This is a genomic window from Winogradskyella sp. UBA3174 (genome assembly GCF_002364335.1).
Taxonomy (GTDB): Bacteria; Bacteroidota; Bacteroidia; order Flavobacteriales; family Flavobacteriaceae; genus Winogradskyella.
In genome coordinates this window covers 1-15,177 of record NZ_DEXW01000075.1, presented here as the reverse complement: position 1 = coordinate 15,177, position 15,177 = coordinate 1, and the positions used below count along the sequence as shown (strand labels likewise).

Here is a 15,177-nt window from a genome sequence, read left to right as displayed (position 1 = left end):
TCAATTGCAAAACAATTTTTTTATATTTGAAAGTTATGCAATTTTATAAAAAGTTGTTTAGTCCTTAATTTGATACAAAAATAGTATAAATTCAAACATGGCTAAGGTAAAATATTATTATGATTCAGAAACGTTATCTTACCGTAAGATAACACGCAAAAAGAGAACAACATTTAAGTATGCTACTGTGTTTTTTGTAGCTGCAGCACTATTTGGCTTTTTATCATTTTTTATTGCGAGCCAATATATAAAATCCCCAAAAGAACGTCAATTATCTCGTGAGCTTCAAAACGCTCAGTTACAATTCGAATTGCTTAATAAGCGTATGGATGGTGCCATTTCTGCTTTAGAAAATGTTGAAGAACGCGATAATGCAATTTACAGACTCTATTTTGAAGCTAACCCAATACCAGAAGAACAAAGACGCGCAGGATTTGGTGGTATAAACAGATATGAAAAGTTTGAAGGTTTTGATAATTCGCAATTAATTTCTGAAAGCAATAAACGTTTAGACATCTTAGAAAAAGCAATTGTAGTGCAATCTAAATCATTAGACGAGATTGCAAAACTTGCTGAAGACAAAGAGAAATTCTTAGAATCTATACCTGCTATACAACCTGTAAGCAACCTTAATTTAACTCGAATGGCTTCAGGATATGGTTATAGAACAGACCCATTTACCAAAGTCCGAAAATTTCATTTTGGTATGGATTTTACAGCACCAAGAGGAACACCTGTTTATGCCTCTGGAAATGGCGTTGTAAAACGTGCTGATAACGGTTCTACAGGTTATGGAAACCATATTAGAATAGATCATGGTTACGGCTACATGTCTTTATATGCTCATTTATTTAAATATAATGTTAGAGTAAATCAAAAAGTTAAACGTGGTGATTTAATTGGTTTTGTGGGTAGTACAGGACGATCTGAAGCACCGCATCTCCATTATGAAGTTTTTAAGGATAATGCTAGAATCAACCCTATAAATTTCTACTATGGAAACTTGTCTGCTTTAGAATTTGATAAATTATTAAAGAAAGCCTCATTAGAAAACCAATCTCTAGATTAATATGCACATAGATTTACCAGAGAAAAGATATTATGGCATTGGTGAAGTAGCCAAAGCCTTTAAGGTAAACGCCTCTTTAATTCGCTTTTGGGAAAAAGAGTTCGATGTCATTAAGCCAAAGAAAAACGCCAAAGGCAATCGTAAGTTTACACCAGAGGATATTAAAAATCTAAAATTCATTTACCATCTCGTAAAAGAGCGTGGTTTTACTTTAGATGGAGCAAAAACACATCTTAAAGAAGAAAAAAAACAAGCACTAGAAAAATTTGAAATCATCGAAAAACTTGAAGACATTAGAGACAAACTAACTAAAATAAAAAATCAACTTTAAAACTCATCAATTATGAAAAAATGGCTAATTCCTTTAATCGTTATTGCACTCATTGCCTTTGCTTTCTATCAGTGGGCAGTGGGATTTAACAATACAGCTGTAGAATATGAAGCTGACGCTAAAACCGCATGGTCTAATGTAGAAAGTTCTTACCAACGTAGAAATGATCTTATTGGTAATCTTATAAAAACGGTTCAAGGAGCTGCTGAGTTTGAAAGAACAACCCTAAGAGAAGTCATAGAAGCTAGAGCAAAAGCAACCTCAACTACAATTGATGTAAGTAATTTAACAGCAGATAATATGGCTCAATTCCAACAAGCGCAAAGTGGATTAAGTGGAGCATTATCTAAACTATTAGTTTCTGTTGAACGTTATCCAGAATTAAAAGCCAATCAAAATTTTTTAGAATTACAAAGTCAATTAGAAGGAACAGAAAATCGTATTAATGTAGCAAGAGATCGTTTTAATGAAAAGGTTAATATTTATGACAAACACACTACAAAATTTCCTGATAAATTATTAGCTAGTGCTTTTGGATTTGAAGAAATGCCACGCTACAAAGCCGATCCAGGTAGTGAAAATGCACCTGATGTTAACTTCGATTTTAAATAAAATACTATTATGCCAAATATTGAAGATTTCCTAAGCGCAAAAGATGAAGAGGAAATCGTTGAAGCTATTAGGGTTTCTGAAGGTAATACCTCTGGTGAAATACGAGTACACATAGAAAAATCTTGTGATATTGATGTCTATGAACGTGCTTTAGATGTGTTTCATATTTTAAAAATGGATAATACTAAAGAACAAAATGGCGTACTTATTTACGTTTCTGTAGATAGTAAAACCTTTGTCATTTTTGGCGATCAAGGTATAAATAACGTTATAGATTCTAATTTTTGGAATTCTACACGAGATCAAATTCAGCAACAATTTAAGTCTGGTAATTTTAAACAGGGACTTATCAATGGTATTAAAGAAGCTGGTAAAGCTTTAACCACTCATTTCCCCTGGCAACATGGAGACAAGAACGAATTAGATAACACTATTTCTAAAGGATAATGTACAGAACAAAATATATAGCTTTTAGATTGCTTCTTATCTTTTCGTTTGTAAGCACAACTATGTGCTTTGCGCAGTTTAAAATTCCTGACAAACCAAAAGATTCTAATCAGAAGTTTGTCTATGACTATACTAATCTGCTCTCTAAAGAGGATAACTCTACTTTAAATTTGAAACTTAAGCGTTATGCAGATACTACATCGACGCAAATCGTAGTTGCCATTATTAATTCTACAGAGGGAGAATATATAAACTACTTAGGTGCACAATGGGGAGAAAAATGGGGAATTGGCCAAGCAGATAATGACAATGGTATCCTCATTTTATTAGCTAAAGACGACCGAAAAATTGGAATTAGCACAGGAAAAGGTACTGAGCATTTACTTACAGACGCTTTAAGCAAGCGTATTATTAGTAGAGATATTATTCCTTATTTTAAACGTAACGATTACTTCGGAGGCATAACTAATGGAGTCAATTCTATTTTTATGGTAATGAGTGGAGAATATAAAAGCACTCAGCAAAGTAATTCGTCAGGTTTCCCTATTGAAATTTTTATTTTTCTATTTATCATCGTTGTGCTTTTTATTATTGCTATTTCTAAAAGTCGTGGTGGCAAAGGAGGAGGTAATGGCGGTAATCGCTCTAATAGCAAAAGTCTACTAGAAGCTATAATTCTCAGTAATATTGGTCGCGGAAGCTATTCTCGTGGATCATCTTCAGGAGGTTTTGGAGGCTTCGGTGGAGGCTCTAGTTCTGGTGGAGGAGGCTTTGGTGGTGGTTTCGGAGGTGGAAGCTTTGGTGGTGGCGGAGCTTCTGGAGGTTGGTAGTTCTGTCTTTAGTAAGTTAGTAAACCTTTAATCAGTGTTATTAATCAAAAATGATGTCTCAATATTTAATTGTAAGTTAGAATAGGATTCTTTTTCAAAATCGAGATTTTTAGAATATCCATGTGTATCCTTTAGATTTATTGAATTCGAATTTGTAAAAAACCGAGAATTTGTAAAAATAGTCTCTTTCTATCTCTGATTGCGTTTCCTAATCAAGACTACGAATTGAATAAAAAATAATCTGTTGCAGTTTCACTCAGTTCTCCTATTCTATTGGTAATTAATAGTAATCATCTTAGTATACTCCTAATAACCAAAAAAATACGTAGACAGATCAAAGTTATCTTGGTGCGTTGTATTTTCTAATTCAAACTTTCTCTCTATGTTAGATATTGTATAGGTTACAAAGGTAATATCATTAGGTCGTTCTAAATAGACCGTTGTAGATTCTAAGGGCATGTTAGAATTTGCTGCTATAAGTATTTCTGAAATTTCAAAAGATTTGTTTTGGGCAAAGGCATTAAATGCAAACAAGCATATAAAAACTAAGATTAGCTTCTTCATAATTGATTATTGATTCATGCTTGATGCTTGGTGCTTGGTGCTTGGTGCTTGGTGCTTGGTGCTTGGTGCTTGGTGCTTGGTGCTTGGTGCTTGGTGCTTGGTAAAAGTTAACTTAAGTGAGCAAGAATTCGTATGAAAATTCTTAAAAGAATTATAAATTTATTTAATTTTTTAATGTAAAATGACCACTGAAAGTCCTGCCATCTAATAATTTAGCAACAAACCAATAATCATCAGTTGGAAGTACTTTACCATTATATATACCATCCCAACGTAGATTATTAGAATTAAGAACCGCTAATAGTTTACCGTAGCGGTTATATATAGATACGACCGCAGTTGAAGGGTTTAGAGTAGAAAAACCTTTAATTTCCCAAGTATCATTTTTAGAATCAGCATTTGGTGTGAAAAATTTAGGGAAACCATAAATTAAAACCTCCTCTGAAGCTATACCACAATCTTTATTCAGGTCTTTAACATAAACACTATGTGCACCAGGTGAGACATTCTCAAAAACATTTAAAATTTGATAGGGTCCATTAATATCATCTAAAGCATATTCAAAATTACCGTCACCAATAACATTTACAGTTATGGTATTGCTGGTAGAAAAATCTGAAATAGCAACAGAATCGATAATTGGTAAATCTGAGGGTAGCACAGTTATTGTTCGCTCAGAAACACAGCCAAGTTCATTAGTTACACTTACCGTAAAATCACCTATAGTATTTACTTCAATTTGCGAGCTTGTTTCTCCCGAAGACCAATTGTACAAGAGTGTATTATCACTAGAACCTAGAACACCTGCATATAAAGTGGTTTTCTGAGGGAAATCTGTACTACAGTAATAAATGATTTCGGAATCTAACAGTTGGGTAGATTCATTAACCAAAAGTGAAATTTCGTTAATTCCATAACAAACAGCATCACTTTCTATACGCATATAAATATTCTGAAAATTTGGTATGGTATTAGTAAATGTAGTTGAAAGCGTGTTCTCTTGAATAATAGCGTCATTGTAGGTTAAAAAATAACTCAATGATGCATTTAAAGGTAAATCTTCGGCTATTTGAAGATTTATGCTTGATAAATCGAATATGGCAAATCCTTCATTATTATCATTATCGCAAGCTACTAATAAAACATCTTCTACTTCTGAGTTTACAACCTCTAAAGTAATTTCTGCAATTGACACACATTTTGATACTGGGTGGAAGACCTCTGCATAAATGATCTGTGGATTACTAATATTTTCGTAATAAGCACCATCAACAAGAATTGTTAATAGCTCATCTTCATAAAACTTAACATGTCTAAGATTTACATTAGTTAAGTTGGCAGTAACATATAAATCATCAATATAGGATTGTAGACTAAATATCGCAACTCCATCTTCAACTCCGTCACTGCATTGCGAAATCGAGGTATCATCTGCGATAAAACTTTCGTAAATAGTGACAATCTTAGATTCAGTATAGGTGTTTATTGGTGTGTCTAGAGTCATAGTCACAGTATAATTCCCTAAAGAGGTATAATTGTGGATTGGATTAACTTCATTAGATGTTGTACCATCTCCAAAATCCCAAAAAACAGAATTAAAATCCCCAGTTATAATTGCTGTAAATTCTGTATCGCTACCTAAGCATAGGTTATTTGTTAAAAATGAAGCCTCAAAAAATGGCTGTATAAAGGTTGGTAGGCCAAAGATTGAGTTTCGTCCACCAAGATTTATTCCATCTACTATATAATTTGATAATAGCCCAAGTTCGTTGGGTGATTCTATAACATCTAAATACGGACTATCAACTTTTGCAATATATATATTACCATCTGGAGCTATTTGTAGTGCGCCAAATAGCTCATTTGCATTCTCGAATAACACCTTTCTAGATCCAACTATCTCTCCTAAAGTATTATTAAACAAATTATACTGTACCACTCCTCCATCTAGAAAAAAACCACTTGTAAAATAAGAGGCGTAAAGATACTGACCAGAAGGGGAAAACTCTACTCCATAAAAATTAGTTGGATTTTGAATTTCTAGTACGTTAGACAACGTGCCTGTATTAATATTAAAATCAAATACCTCGAGTCTAAAAGTTCTAGCTGTAGCTAACCTATTTCGCTGTAGGGAAATCTTCATTTGTCCTATATTGTTAGATATAGCAACTTCATTTCCAATAGCAGAAATTATAGGGTTTGGATTAACACCAATAGCAGTAACATCATAAACAATAAATTCATCACTATTAAATTTATGACTGATCACCCAATATTCGTCAATATTAGATTTTTTTGTTACTATTAATTGCTCACTAGTTGGAGTAAATAATTGTATGTTTTTAATGGCTGTAACAGCTCCTAAACCATTGTCTAAATCTAAATTTACTTCAGAATATTGCAAACCGTTTTCATTACCATCAGCATCTGTGGTAAAAATATAGTAACTATTTAAAGTTCCTGGTTTAGGTAATATTACCGCAGATTGTGAACTAGAAAAATCACCGTTGAGGCCTGTTCCATTGACCATAACTTGATGGCTTCTGTTATAAACTGTTACACCATCAGTGTAAAACAATAAATCTCCTGAATCGGTAGATATAATAGCACATCCCTCTACAGTATCTAAATCACCATCTAAAAGTACTACAGGATCACCATTATTAAAATCTAAACCTGCCTTAGCACCAAAATACCAAATGTTTGCTTCGTTTTGAGAAAACAAAAAAGCTGGCAGAATAAAAGAACAGATACACAGATAAAAAAACCTCATAGACCTAACTAAAATTTTACATCCATTTATAGGTAGATTTTTAGTGATATAAGTTAGTCATATTCAGCCAATAATTATTCCAGAGTTGAATAACTTATGATTATTTAACGTTTAAGTTTGAAATGACTCACAAGGTTTATTTTTATTAAATATTTAGCAATAATATTTGACTCAGATAAACTTTACAAGGTAAATGTAACATCCTAAATAGAATTATTATGACTGAGATGAATATGTTATTTTTCTGTAACGATAAAATATTTATCGGTTACAGAAAATTGAAAAAAATTATTTTACTATACTAAGACATAAAAATGAAGAGTTATTATCGTCTTAGTATAGTAAAAAATACTATTTTTTACGCATATAAACACTTACTGGAACACCATTAAAATCAAAATGCTCTCTTAATTGATTTTCTAAAAAACGTTTATAAGGTTCTTTTACGTATTGTGGTAAATTACAGAAAAATGCAAATTGTGGTTGTGGTGTTGGCAACTGCATAATGTATTTTATTTTCACAAACTTACCTTTGTTAGCTGGTGGAGGTCGACGCTCTACTATAGGTAAAAACGTATCATTAAGCACACTTGTTTTTATACGTTTAGTTCTGTTTTTATAAACCTCAACAGCAGTTTCAATCGCTTTAAAAATACGTTGCTTATTCAATACCGAAATAAATACTATTGGCACATCAGTAAATGGAGCTATTTCCTCTCTAATATGCTTCTCAAACTCTTTAGCTGTTTTAGTCTCTTTTTCTACTAAGTCCCATTTATTAACTAAGATAACAATACCTTTTCTATTGCGTTCTGCTAACCAAAAAATATTTTGAACTTGTGCATCAAAACCTCGTGTAGCATCTACAACCAATAAACACACATCACTGTGTTCTATAGCTCTAACACTTCGCATTACCGAATAGAATTCTAAATCTTCTTTTACTTTGGCTTTTCTACGAATACCTGCAGTATCGACTAAATTAAATTCAAAACCAAAACGATTATACTTTGTATCAATAGAATCTCTTGTTGTTCCTGCAATATCAGTTACAATATATCTGTCCTCGCCTATTAAGGTATTTATAAATGATGATTTACCTGCATTTGGTCTTCCGACAACAGCAAAACGAGGTAATTCTTCTTCTTCAACTTCTTCTGTTTCTGGTAATGCTTCTACAACAGCATCTAATAAATCACCTGTTCCGCTTCCGTTAATACTTGCAATAGTAAAATAATCACCTAAACCAAGTGAGTAAAACTCAACAGCATCCTCAGCTCGTTTACCATTATCTACTTTATTTACAACAAGAAAAACTGGTTTTGCAACTTTACGAAGTAAGTTTGCAACGTCTTGATCCATCCCTGTAATACCAGACTCTACATCTACCATAAAAATGATAGCATCTGCTTCATCAATAGCAAGCTCTACTTGTTTATCTATTTCTGCTTCAAAAATATCATCACTACCAACAACATAGCCTCCTGTATCAATTAAGGAAAACTCTTTCCCATTCCAATCAGATTTACCGTAATGACGATCTCTTGTTACACCACTAACAGCATCAACGATTGCCTCTCGTCTTTTAATTAAACGATTAAAAAAGGTCGATTTCCCTACATTAGGTCTTCCGACAATTGCTACTATATTTCCCATATTCTAAATATTGCTGCAAAGGTAGTATTAAATCTTAAAGAAAATATGTAAATTGAATTGAGTTAAAATATATTTATGTCACTTTCTAAAGAAATAGTTTTAAGACCACGTTTTAAATTTGACGTAGAAACCCGCTTATGAAAAACTATTAAAAGGTTTTGAAAAAACTAAAACTACACAGTCTGATTTTATTGTCTCTACAATGGGTGAAACTAAAGGGAAGCCAGATATGTATAAGCTATATAATTTAATGAAAGATACACTTAGAGCTTACCGCTGATTATAACCAAAGCGTCTCAATTGCTTTTGATTGCTTCTCCAATTTTTATTCACTTTTACATACAATTCTAAGTGAACTTGTTTACCAAAAAATTTCTCTAAATCTTTTCTAGCTTCAATACCAACACGCTTTAATGCAGAACCTTTGTGTCCAATAATAATTCCTTTTTGAGTTTCTCGCTCAACCATAATTACAGATCGCATTCTAATAATAGTCTCTTCTTCAAAAAACTCTTCGGTATCTACTTCTACAGCATAAGGAATTTCCTTTTTGTAGTGTATTAAGATTTTTTCTCTAATAGCTTCGTTTACAAAAAAGCGTTCTGGCTTATCTGTTAGCTGATCTTTAGGATAAAAAGCTGGCGATTCTGGTAATAACTCTATAATTCTACTAAATACATTTTGAATATTAAACCCTTCAGTTGCCGAAATAGGAAAAAACTCAGCATTAGGCACTTTACTTTGCCATAATTCTGATTGCTCCTCTAATTGTTCTTGGTTAGATTTATCAATCTTATTCAACAATAACAAAACAGGAATTTTCGAATTGGTTATCTTATTAAAAAAAGCTTCATCTTTTAGTTCTTTCTCACCGATTTCTACCATATAGATTAGGATATCTGCATCATCAAAAGCAGACTTAACAAAATCCATCATAGAAGCTTGTAACTCGTATGCTGGTTTTATAATACCAGGAGTATCACTGAGGATTACCTGAAAGTCTTCACCATTTACAATTCCTAAAATACGATGTCTAGTTGTTTGCGCTTTAGAGGTTATTATAGATAATTTTTCACCTATAAACGCATTCATTAATGTTGATTTACCAACGTTAGGATTACCAATAATATTTACAAAACCTGCCTTATGCATACTATATATTTAGGGTACAAAGTTACGACCTTGGTTTGTTTTTTCCTCTATCATACATCACAATACTACCTGCAATAGCAACATTAAGGATTAATTGCGACTTAAATTTTACTAAAAAATGACTTTTATCATTAGCCTCTTTGGTAAGACCATTGTCTTCTGACCCTAATAAATACACTCAACGTCTTGGATGACGAAAGGATTCTAAAACTTAATAACACAACACATAAAAAGAGAGTAACTATTTCTGATTACTCTTATCTTCGTGGAGCGTACAGAAAAAATATCGAACCTATTGGTTGCAGAATTGCAACAATTTCATTCAATTATCATAAAATAATATGGTACCACTTGTACCTAAATGTAGTATATCGATATGGAATTATGTTGAGTAATACAGAGTTTTTGGCTGCTTTAATATTCCTAGAGAATCGTAATACGGAGGTTTGAGCATCGCTTAAATTTATTCAAGCATTTTCTATAACGATATGAACTTATAAAATATAAATCACAGAATCTTTTATCTAATAGTCCTATTAATTCTTAATTATAAGCCTCTAGTTATTCGTTTTTTCACAAATCGATGATACTTACTATATTATTTAAATACTTGCATTACCTGGTCTCTATCTTTGAAAGAGAACGCTTATTATAAACTCTAATAACATGTTTATTAGAGCCACTCTTGTCTATACTAATAAGCTCAGGCGTGCCATTATTCTCAACAGCTTTAATCAAAAAGGATTGAGCACTCATTCATTTTCTTCTTTTGGTGAATAAAAAGTCGACAATATTTCAATATTTATCTACCGCTCTATATAAATATCTCCACCGTCCTTTTACTTTTATGTAAGTCTCATTCATTCTCCATCGTTTACCAACGCATTTCTTACGTTGCCTAAACTCCTTTTCTAACAATAGAGTAAACTTAAAAACCGAACGTTGTATAGTAGCATGGCCAATATTAATACCAAGAATAGACATCAATTGTTCTATCTCTCGATAACATAGTCCAAATCTAAACTTAAAATATACTGCTTGAATAATAATTGACTTTGGAAATATATGACCCTTGAACATGATTTTTTTTACTTAAAGATATAATTCCAATAAACTAGTGGACACAGATGCGACAGAACGCTTGTATTCGATTTTACTCTAAATAATTATCAAAGTATTCAATCACAGAATAATTTTTACTCTGACGGAATTATCATTTCTTCAGATATTATGGGCTTTTATGCTGTAATTCGCTTTATAAATATTAAAAGTTAAAATGTTATGCTTAAAAAATACCCTAAACTTAAATGGTCATTAATCTCAGTAGTGAGTTTATTTGTAGTGCTTATTTCTTTTGGACTATGGTTTGTAAATTTACTTCCCTTAGATGAAATGAAAGAAAAGTATAAAACATTAGAAACAAGTTCAATTGATAATATTCCGTATTTATCTGAGGATGTTATACCAAATCGCGGCAAAATACTAGCCATAGTTACAAGTACTAATATTATGGGAACAAGTAATAAAAGCACAGGTTATGAATTAACAGAGTTATCACGAGCTTATTATGTTTTTAAAGCTAATGGTTTTGAAGTCGATATTGCAAGTCCATTAGGAGGTAAACCACCAGTTGTTATTGATGATGATGACATGGGAGAATTTGATTACGCATTTATAAATGATTCTATTGCACAGTATAAGACAAGCCATACGATGGTTATGAATCATGTGGTTGCAGAAAATTATGAAGCTGTATTTTTTGTTGGAGGTAAAGGTGCTATGTTCGATTTCCCTGACAATAAAGCCATCCAATCTATAGTGCGTAACTATTACCAAGAAGGTAAAGTTATCGGAGCCGTTTGCCATGGACCAGCGGCATTGGTAAATGTAACTTTAGATAATGGACGCCCACTAATTGAAAACAAAAAAGTAAGCGGATTTACAAATAAAGAAGAATTGCTTTTAATCCCTGATGCAAAATCAATATTTCCTTTTCTTTTACAAGATAAATTGGCTTCTAAAGGCGCTAAATTTAATGAAGGAGCCATGTATTTAGAGAAAATTAGCCATGAGAATAACTTGGTCACCGGACAAAACCCTTGGTCTACATGGTTATTAGCAGAAACCATGATTACGCAATTAGGGTATACACCAAAGTACAGACAAATTACAGCAGAAGAAAATGCTGTAAACGTTTTGAAAGTTTATGAAAATGAAGGGTCAGATAAAGCTAAAACATTAATTGCAACAATGGCATCTCAAGAGCACCAACCAATGGCTAGAGAATTCATCGCGTCACATAGTATAATAGCTGCAATGCAAGGAGATATAGGACGCTTTTTTAGTTTAGTGCGTTTGGTTTCTTTTGCAAAAACCTGTGAATCCAATACTAAAAAATTATAACTAAATTTGAGAAAAATAGTCCATTGAGTTTTTTAGATATACTTCTCATTATTGTCAGTAGTACCGGACTTTTCCACGGCATTGTATTTGCGCTTTATTTATGTTTTTTTAAAAAGAAAAAAGTAGTGGCCAATTATATACTCGGGTTAATTCTCGTTTTTATGGCCTTTAGGATTGGTAAATCGGTGATGCTAAATTTTGGTGGTGATTTAGAACCTCTGTTTATTTTTGCTGGCTTGGCTTTTTTATTAGTTATAGGGCCTTTATTAAGATGGTATGTTTTAGCAATGACGCGTCCTAATTTTAAGCTACATAAGAGTTATTACTTAGAGTTAGTACCCTTTGTATTTATATTTATACTGAGCTTTTTTATAAACAAAAACTGGTTTGATACAAATAATAAACAAGTTATTATTCTCTTTGGAAGTGTGCTAATTTTTATTTATTTACACCTTGCATTCTATATTTTTAGTTCAGGTAGAATAGTATATAACCTAAAGAAAAAAAATAAGAACAGCGTACAAACAAAATCTCAAATATCCATAATTGCTTGGTTAAACGCAGTTATTATTGGTTTTATAGTAATTTGGGTGTCCTATTTTTTAAATATTATAGACGATACAGTTCCTTATATTACTGGACCAATTGTATATTCTATTGCGATTTACTTTTTAAGCTATAAAGCGTTTCAGTTTAAAGTCACGGATATTGACGGAGACGTCTTTAAATTGAACGATAAAACAGCACTTTTTAATAAAATATCTAAATTAGTTATCGATAAAAAATTATATCTTGAAACTGATCTTTCGCTCTCTAGCGTAAGTAAATTAATAGGGAAAACTACGCAAACGACGTCTGAGGTCATCAACCAATATGCCAAACAAAATTTTAACGATTTTATAAACTATCATAGAATTCAAGACGCTAAAAAGCTGTTGCTGGATGTGAATTCAACTAACTTTACGATTTCTTCAATTGCATTTGACATTGGTTTTAGTAGTCTGTCTTCATTTAATAGTGCTTTTAAAAAATTTGAAAATACTACGCCTTCGTCTTACAGGAATACTGGTAGTGTCTAAATTAGTTTGCGAGAAAACAATTTTAATGGTTAATGCCTATGACAATTAAGAAAGCCAAACCAGAAAAAAAAATTTATATTAAAGTAAAACTCAAAGAACCTATACATTCAATACTTATTATTTATATTTAAAATGCCAATAACACCTTGTTTTACAGCATCAAATATTGATATAATGGAATATTTTTACTGAGGGTGTAATAATTATTAAAACTAGCCACTAACTTATAAAACTCTTCATTGAGCAGCGATTTTTATAACATATCTATTTTACCTTATGCAGGCATAATCATAAAACTATGCCGAGCTTATACAAATTCGCAAGAAGATTTTGAGGATTATTATCAGGAAGTCTGTTTACAGATTTGGAGAAGCAAAAATAATTTTCGGGAAGAATCGCAGTGGAGTACTTGGGTATATCGCATTTCACTAAATGTTTGTTTAACCTTACTTAAGAAAAATAAAAAAAAAAGGCAGCAGTTTGCTTCAGATACAATCCATGTTGAATTAACTGAAGATAGTTATGCTTTTTCTGATGAAAACTTAAATGAACTATACCGAGCTATTCGGCAATTATCGGAAGTAGATAGAGGAGTAATTCTTCTTTATTTAGAAGAGAAATCATATAAAGAAATTGCAGACATTATGGGAACCAATACCAATAATATTGGTGTAAGAATTAATAGAATAAAAGAACGCCTAAAAAAAATATTAGATGGAAAAATCAATTGAGAATATTTGGAAAGAAGGATTTCTTAAAAGTGATGCATTATTAGCGCCAAAAATTAATAACCTTTATAATCAAAAGTCGATTCATGTTATTGATAAATTTAAAAGGATGTTTAAAATAAACTTGATAGCCATTGTTGCCTTCTCGATTATCTTTCTAATTGTATCATTTATTGTAGGAATACCCTGGATGGGAATCCTATTTTTTATAGCGCTGAATATCCTTGTTATGATCAACAAAAAGTTATTAACTGGTTTAGAGAAAATAGACAAAGGAGATACTAGTTATCAATATCTAAAAGCATTTAACCTATGGATAAAAAAACAGGTATCTATTAATAAGAGAATATCAACATTTTTATACCCAATTATATTTATGTCCTTCATAATAGGCTTTTGGTTTAAAGATGCAGAAGGTGTTTTTTTAGGCAAAAGACTTGTAAATGAAATTCTAATAGGCTTTCCAGATGTTTATCTCATCTATGGAATTCCATTACTAGGAATTGTTGTTGTGCTTATAATTTCTGTTCTATTAGCCATTTTTGGAGGTAGAATTTACCAATGGGATTTGAATATTGTTTACGGAAGAGTATTCAAAAAACTAGAAGAATTGCTTGCTGACATGGAGCGTTTAAATGATTAGATGACTTTTTATTAAAAAAGTAAAGATGACATGTAATAAAATATGTTTTCAGCCACTAAACAAGAAAACACTAATTATTATGACACTACAAGAAGCTTATTCATTTTTAGAAAGTTTATCTATTAAATCATCAAATAAATCTGAAATCAAGATTTACAAAAATTCCTTAATATACTAACCAAACTCAAAGATAGAACGTTTTCAAAAGATGAAATTCAATGGATAGAAACGGAACTTAATCGTTTACAATTAAAGTCAAATCCAGAGAACAATAAAAAACACATTAAGAAAGCACTTAATGAATTAGAAAAGTACTTAAAAGATACCTTTTCGCTAACATCAAAAGGATATTACACGAAATTATATGGTGGTTTAGGATTATCTTTCGGTTTACTATTTGGCGTTGCTATTTTATCTAATCTAGAACGCTCGTTAGGTATTTCTCTTGGTTTAATAAGTGGAATGGTAATGGGTTCAATTATTGGAAGTAAAAAAGAGGCTGAGGCTAAAGCTGCTGGAAACATACTTTAATACCAATTTAACTAATCCCTCAGCAAACACCTTCGATTACTTAATTATTAACTCTATTTTTTTCAATACCACACAGCTAAATAAAATTTGGCTTAGAAATCATCAATCAAAATTTAACGAACATGAAAACAATAACAATTACCATACTTTTAATACTACTCGCAATTACTAGTGCAATCTCTCAAGACCTTACTGGTGTATGGCATGGGAATGCAAAAACTCCAGATGACAAAGACATACTCTTTGTTTTTCTCTTTGAAAAAAACGGAGATGCTTACACCTCAACAATGGCTATCCCTACCTTTAATGTTGACGGTATTAAACCAAAGACAACGTCTTTAAAAGACGGAAAGTTAATT

At 31.6% G+C, this 15,177-nt stretch carries 16 protein-coding genes and 1 pseudogene; 10 read left to right on the top strand and 7 right to left on the bottom strand.

Annotated elements, in window-relative coordinates; all coding sequences use genetic code 11:
• Nucleotides 1–97: 97 nt before the first annotated feature.
• From B2U95_RS14170 to B2U95_RS14150, 5 genes are read left to right on the top strand one after another with little or no spacing between them, the layout of a single operon-like run.
• Complete coding sequence (locus B2U95_RS14170; protein ID WP_296317281.1) at nucleotides 98–1,069, top strand: M23 family metallopeptidase; 972 nt, start codon at nucleotides 98–100, stop codon at nucleotides 1,067–1,069.
• Nucleotide 1,070: 1 nt separating this feature from the next.
• A complete protein-coding gene (locus tag B2U95_RS14165) occupies nucleotides 1,071–1,400 on the top strand; it encodes a MerR family transcriptional regulator (RefSeq protein WP_296317279.1) in 330 nt (109 codons plus the stop codon).
• 12 nt (nucleotides 1,401–1,412) lie between these two features.
• Nucleotides 1,413–2,012: a LemA family protein gene (locus tag B2U95_RS14160; protein WP_296317277.1), complete on the top strand. Its 600-nt coding sequence runs from the start codon at nucleotides 1,413–1,415 to the stop codon at nucleotides 2,010–2,012.
• A 9-nt stretch (nucleotides 2,013–2,021) separates the two neighbouring features.
• Nucleotides 2,022–2,459 (top strand): TPM domain-containing protein, encoded by a 438-nt coding sequence (locus tag B2U95_RS14155; RefSeq protein ID WP_296317276.1) that lies wholly within the window; start codon nucleotides 2,022–2,024, stop codon nucleotides 2,457–2,459.
• Entirely contained in the window at nucleotides 2,459–3,289 is an 831-nt protein-coding gene (locus tag B2U95_RS14150) for a TPM domain-containing protein (RefSeq protein ID WP_296317274.1), read from the top strand. Before B2U95_RS14155 ends, B2U95_RS14150 begins: the two co-directional genes overlap by 1 nt.
• Nucleotides 3,290–3,595: 306 nt before the next feature.
• Here B2U95_RS14150 and B2U95_RS14145 read toward each other — a convergent pair whose 3' ends face one another.
• From B2U95_RS14145 to B2U95_RS14120, 6 genes and pseudogenes are all read right to left on the bottom strand, one after another.
• Nucleotides 3,596–3,853 carry a hypothetical protein gene (locus B2U95_RS14145; protein WP_296317272.1) on the bottom strand — a complete coding sequence of 86 codons (258 nt, stop codon included), beginning with the start codon at nucleotides 3,851–3,853 and terminating at the stop codon, nucleotides 3,596–3,598.
• A gap of 163 nt (nucleotides 3,854–4,016) precedes the next feature.
• Nucleotides 4,017–6,626 (bottom strand): T9SS type B sorting domain-containing protein, encoded by a 2,610-nt coding sequence (locus B2U95_RS14140; RefSeq protein WP_296317270.1) that lies wholly within the window; start codon nucleotides 6,624–6,626, stop codon nucleotides 4,017–4,019.
• A 351-nt stretch (nucleotides 6,627–6,977) separates the two neighbouring features.
• Nucleotides 6,978–8,282 (bottom strand): ribosome biogenesis GTPase Der, encoded by a 1,305-nt coding sequence (gene der / locus B2U95_RS14135; RefSeq protein ID WP_296317268.1) that lies wholly within the window; start codon nucleotides 8,280–8,282, stop codon nucleotides 6,978–6,980.
• Between the two features lie 270 nt (nucleotides 8,283–8,552).
• Nucleotides 8,553–9,434 (bottom strand): GTPase Era, encoded by an 882-nt coding sequence (gene era / locus B2U95_RS14130; protein ID WP_296317265.1) that lies wholly within the window; start codon nucleotides 9,432–9,434, stop codon nucleotides 8,553–8,555.
• A gap of 22 nt (nucleotides 9,435–9,456) precedes the next feature.
• A pseudogene (locus B2U95_RS14125) lies at nucleotides 9,457–9,642 on the bottom strand (TrmH family RNA methyltransferase); the annotation flags it as partial.
• A 587-nt stretch (nucleotides 9,643–10,229) separates the two neighbouring features.
• Nucleotides 10,230–10,514 carry a DDE-type integrase/transposase/recombinase gene (locus B2U95_RS14120; protein WP_296317263.1) on the bottom strand — a complete coding sequence of 95 codons (285 nt, stop codon included), beginning with the start codon at nucleotides 10,512–10,514 and terminating at the stop codon, nucleotides 10,230–10,232.
• A gap of 201 nt (nucleotides 10,515–10,715) precedes the next feature.
• On the opposite strand from B2U95_RS14120, the gene B2U95_RS14115 reads away from it, so the two are divergent.
• The 4 genes from B2U95_RS14115 (at nucleotide 10,716) to B2U95_RS14100 (ending at nucleotide 14,287) form a co-directional block, all read left to right on the top strand.
• Complete coding sequence (locus B2U95_RS14115; protein ID WP_296317262.1) at nucleotides 10,716–11,837, top strand: type 1 glutamine amidotransferase domain-containing protein; 1,122 nt, start codon at nucleotides 10,716–10,718, stop codon at nucleotides 11,835–11,837.
• Between the two features lie 161 nt (nucleotides 11,838–11,998).
• Nucleotides 11,999–12,916 (top strand): helix-turn-helix domain-containing protein, encoded by a 918-nt coding sequence (locus B2U95_RS14110; RefSeq protein WP_296317261.1) that lies wholly within the window; start codon nucleotides 11,999–12,001, stop codon nucleotides 12,914–12,916.
• Nucleotides 12,917–13,155: 239 nt separating this feature from the next.
• Nucleotides 13,156–13,647, top strand: a complete 492-nt coding sequence (locus B2U95_RS14105) for an RNA polymerase sigma factor (protein ID WP_296317259.1) — start codon at nucleotides 13,156–13,158, stop codon at nucleotides 13,645–13,647.
• Nucleotides 13,631–14,287: a hypothetical protein gene (locus tag B2U95_RS14100; protein ID WP_296317257.1), complete on the top strand. Its 657-nt coding sequence runs from the start codon at nucleotides 13,631–13,633 to the stop codon at nucleotides 14,285–14,287. Before B2U95_RS14105 ends, B2U95_RS14100 begins: the two co-directional genes overlap by 17 nt.
• Nucleotides 14,288–14,637: 350 nt before the next feature.
• Here the strand turns inward: B2U95_RS14100 and B2U95_RS14095 are convergent, their stop codons facing one another.
• Complete coding sequence (locus B2U95_RS14095; protein ID WP_296317256.1) at nucleotides 14,638–14,811, bottom strand: hypothetical protein; 174 nt, start codon at nucleotides 14,809–14,811, stop codon at nucleotides 14,638–14,640.
• 129 nt (nucleotides 14,812–14,940) lie between these two features.
• On the opposite strand from B2U95_RS14095, the gene B2U95_RS14090 reads away from it, so the two are divergent.
• Nucleotides 14,941–15,177: hypothetical protein (locus B2U95_RS14090; protein ID WP_296317254.1), on the top strand; the 237-nt coding region annotated here is incomplete at its 3' end.

What these genes read in the sequence shown, in the direction of transcription:
- B2U95_RS14145 (WP_296317272.1), bottom strand. Translation starts at nt 3,853, where the DNA reads ATGAAGAAGCTAATCTTAGTTTTTATATGCTTGTTTGCATTTAATGCC.
- B2U95_RS14160 (WP_296317277.1), top strand. Translation starts at nt 1,413, where the DNA reads ATGAAAAAATGGCTAATTCCTTTAATCGTTATTGCACTCATTGCCTTT.
- B2U95_RS14155 (WP_296317276.1), top strand. Translation starts at nt 2,022, where the DNA reads ATGCCAAATATTGAAGATTTCCTAAGCGCAAAAGATGAAGAGGAAATC.
- der (WP_296317268.1), bottom strand. Translation starts at nt 8,282, where the DNA reads ATGGGAAATATAGTAGCAATTGTCGGAAGACCTAATGTAGGGAAATCG.
- B2U95_RS14170 (WP_296317281.1), top strand. Translation starts at nt 98, where the DNA reads ATGGCTAAGGTAAAATATTATTATGATTCAGAAACGTTATCTTACCGT.
- B2U95_RS14100 (WP_296317257.1), top strand. Translation starts at nt 13,631, where the DNA reads ATGGAAAAATCAATTGAGAATATTTGGAAAGAAGGATTTCTTAAAAGT.
- B2U95_RS14150 (WP_296317274.1), top strand. Translation starts at nt 2,459, where the DNA reads ATGTACAGAACAAAATATATAGCTTTTAGATTGCTTCTTATCTTTTCG.
- B2U95_RS14120 (WP_296317263.1), bottom strand. Translation starts at nt 10,514, where the DNA reads ATGTTCAAGGGTCATATATTTCCAAAGTCAATTATTATTCAAGCAGTA.
- B2U95_RS14095 (WP_296317256.1), bottom strand. Translation starts at nt 14,811, where the DNA reads ATGTTTCCAGCAGCTTTAGCCTCAGCCTCTTTTTTACTTCCAATAATT.
- B2U95_RS14110 (WP_296317261.1), top strand. Translation starts at nt 11,999, where the DNA reads ATGGCCTTTAGGATTGGTAAATCGGTGATGCTAAATTTTGGTGGTGAT.
- B2U95_RS14115 (WP_296317262.1), top strand. Translation starts at nt 10,716, where the DNA reads ATGCTTAAAAAATACCCTAAACTTAAATGGTCATTAATCTCAGTAGTG.
- B2U95_RS14165 (WP_296317279.1), top strand. Translation starts at nt 1,071, where the DNA reads ATGCACATAGATTTACCAGAGAAAAGATATTATGGCATTGGTGAAGTA.
- B2U95_RS14140 (WP_296317270.1), bottom strand. Translation starts at nt 6,626, where the DNA reads ATGAGGTTTTTTTATCTGTGTATCTGTTCTTTTATTCTGCCAGCTTTT.
- era (WP_296317265.1), bottom strand. Translation starts at nt 9,434, where the DNA reads ATGCATAAGGCAGGTTTTGTAAATATTATTGGTAATCCTAACGTTGGT.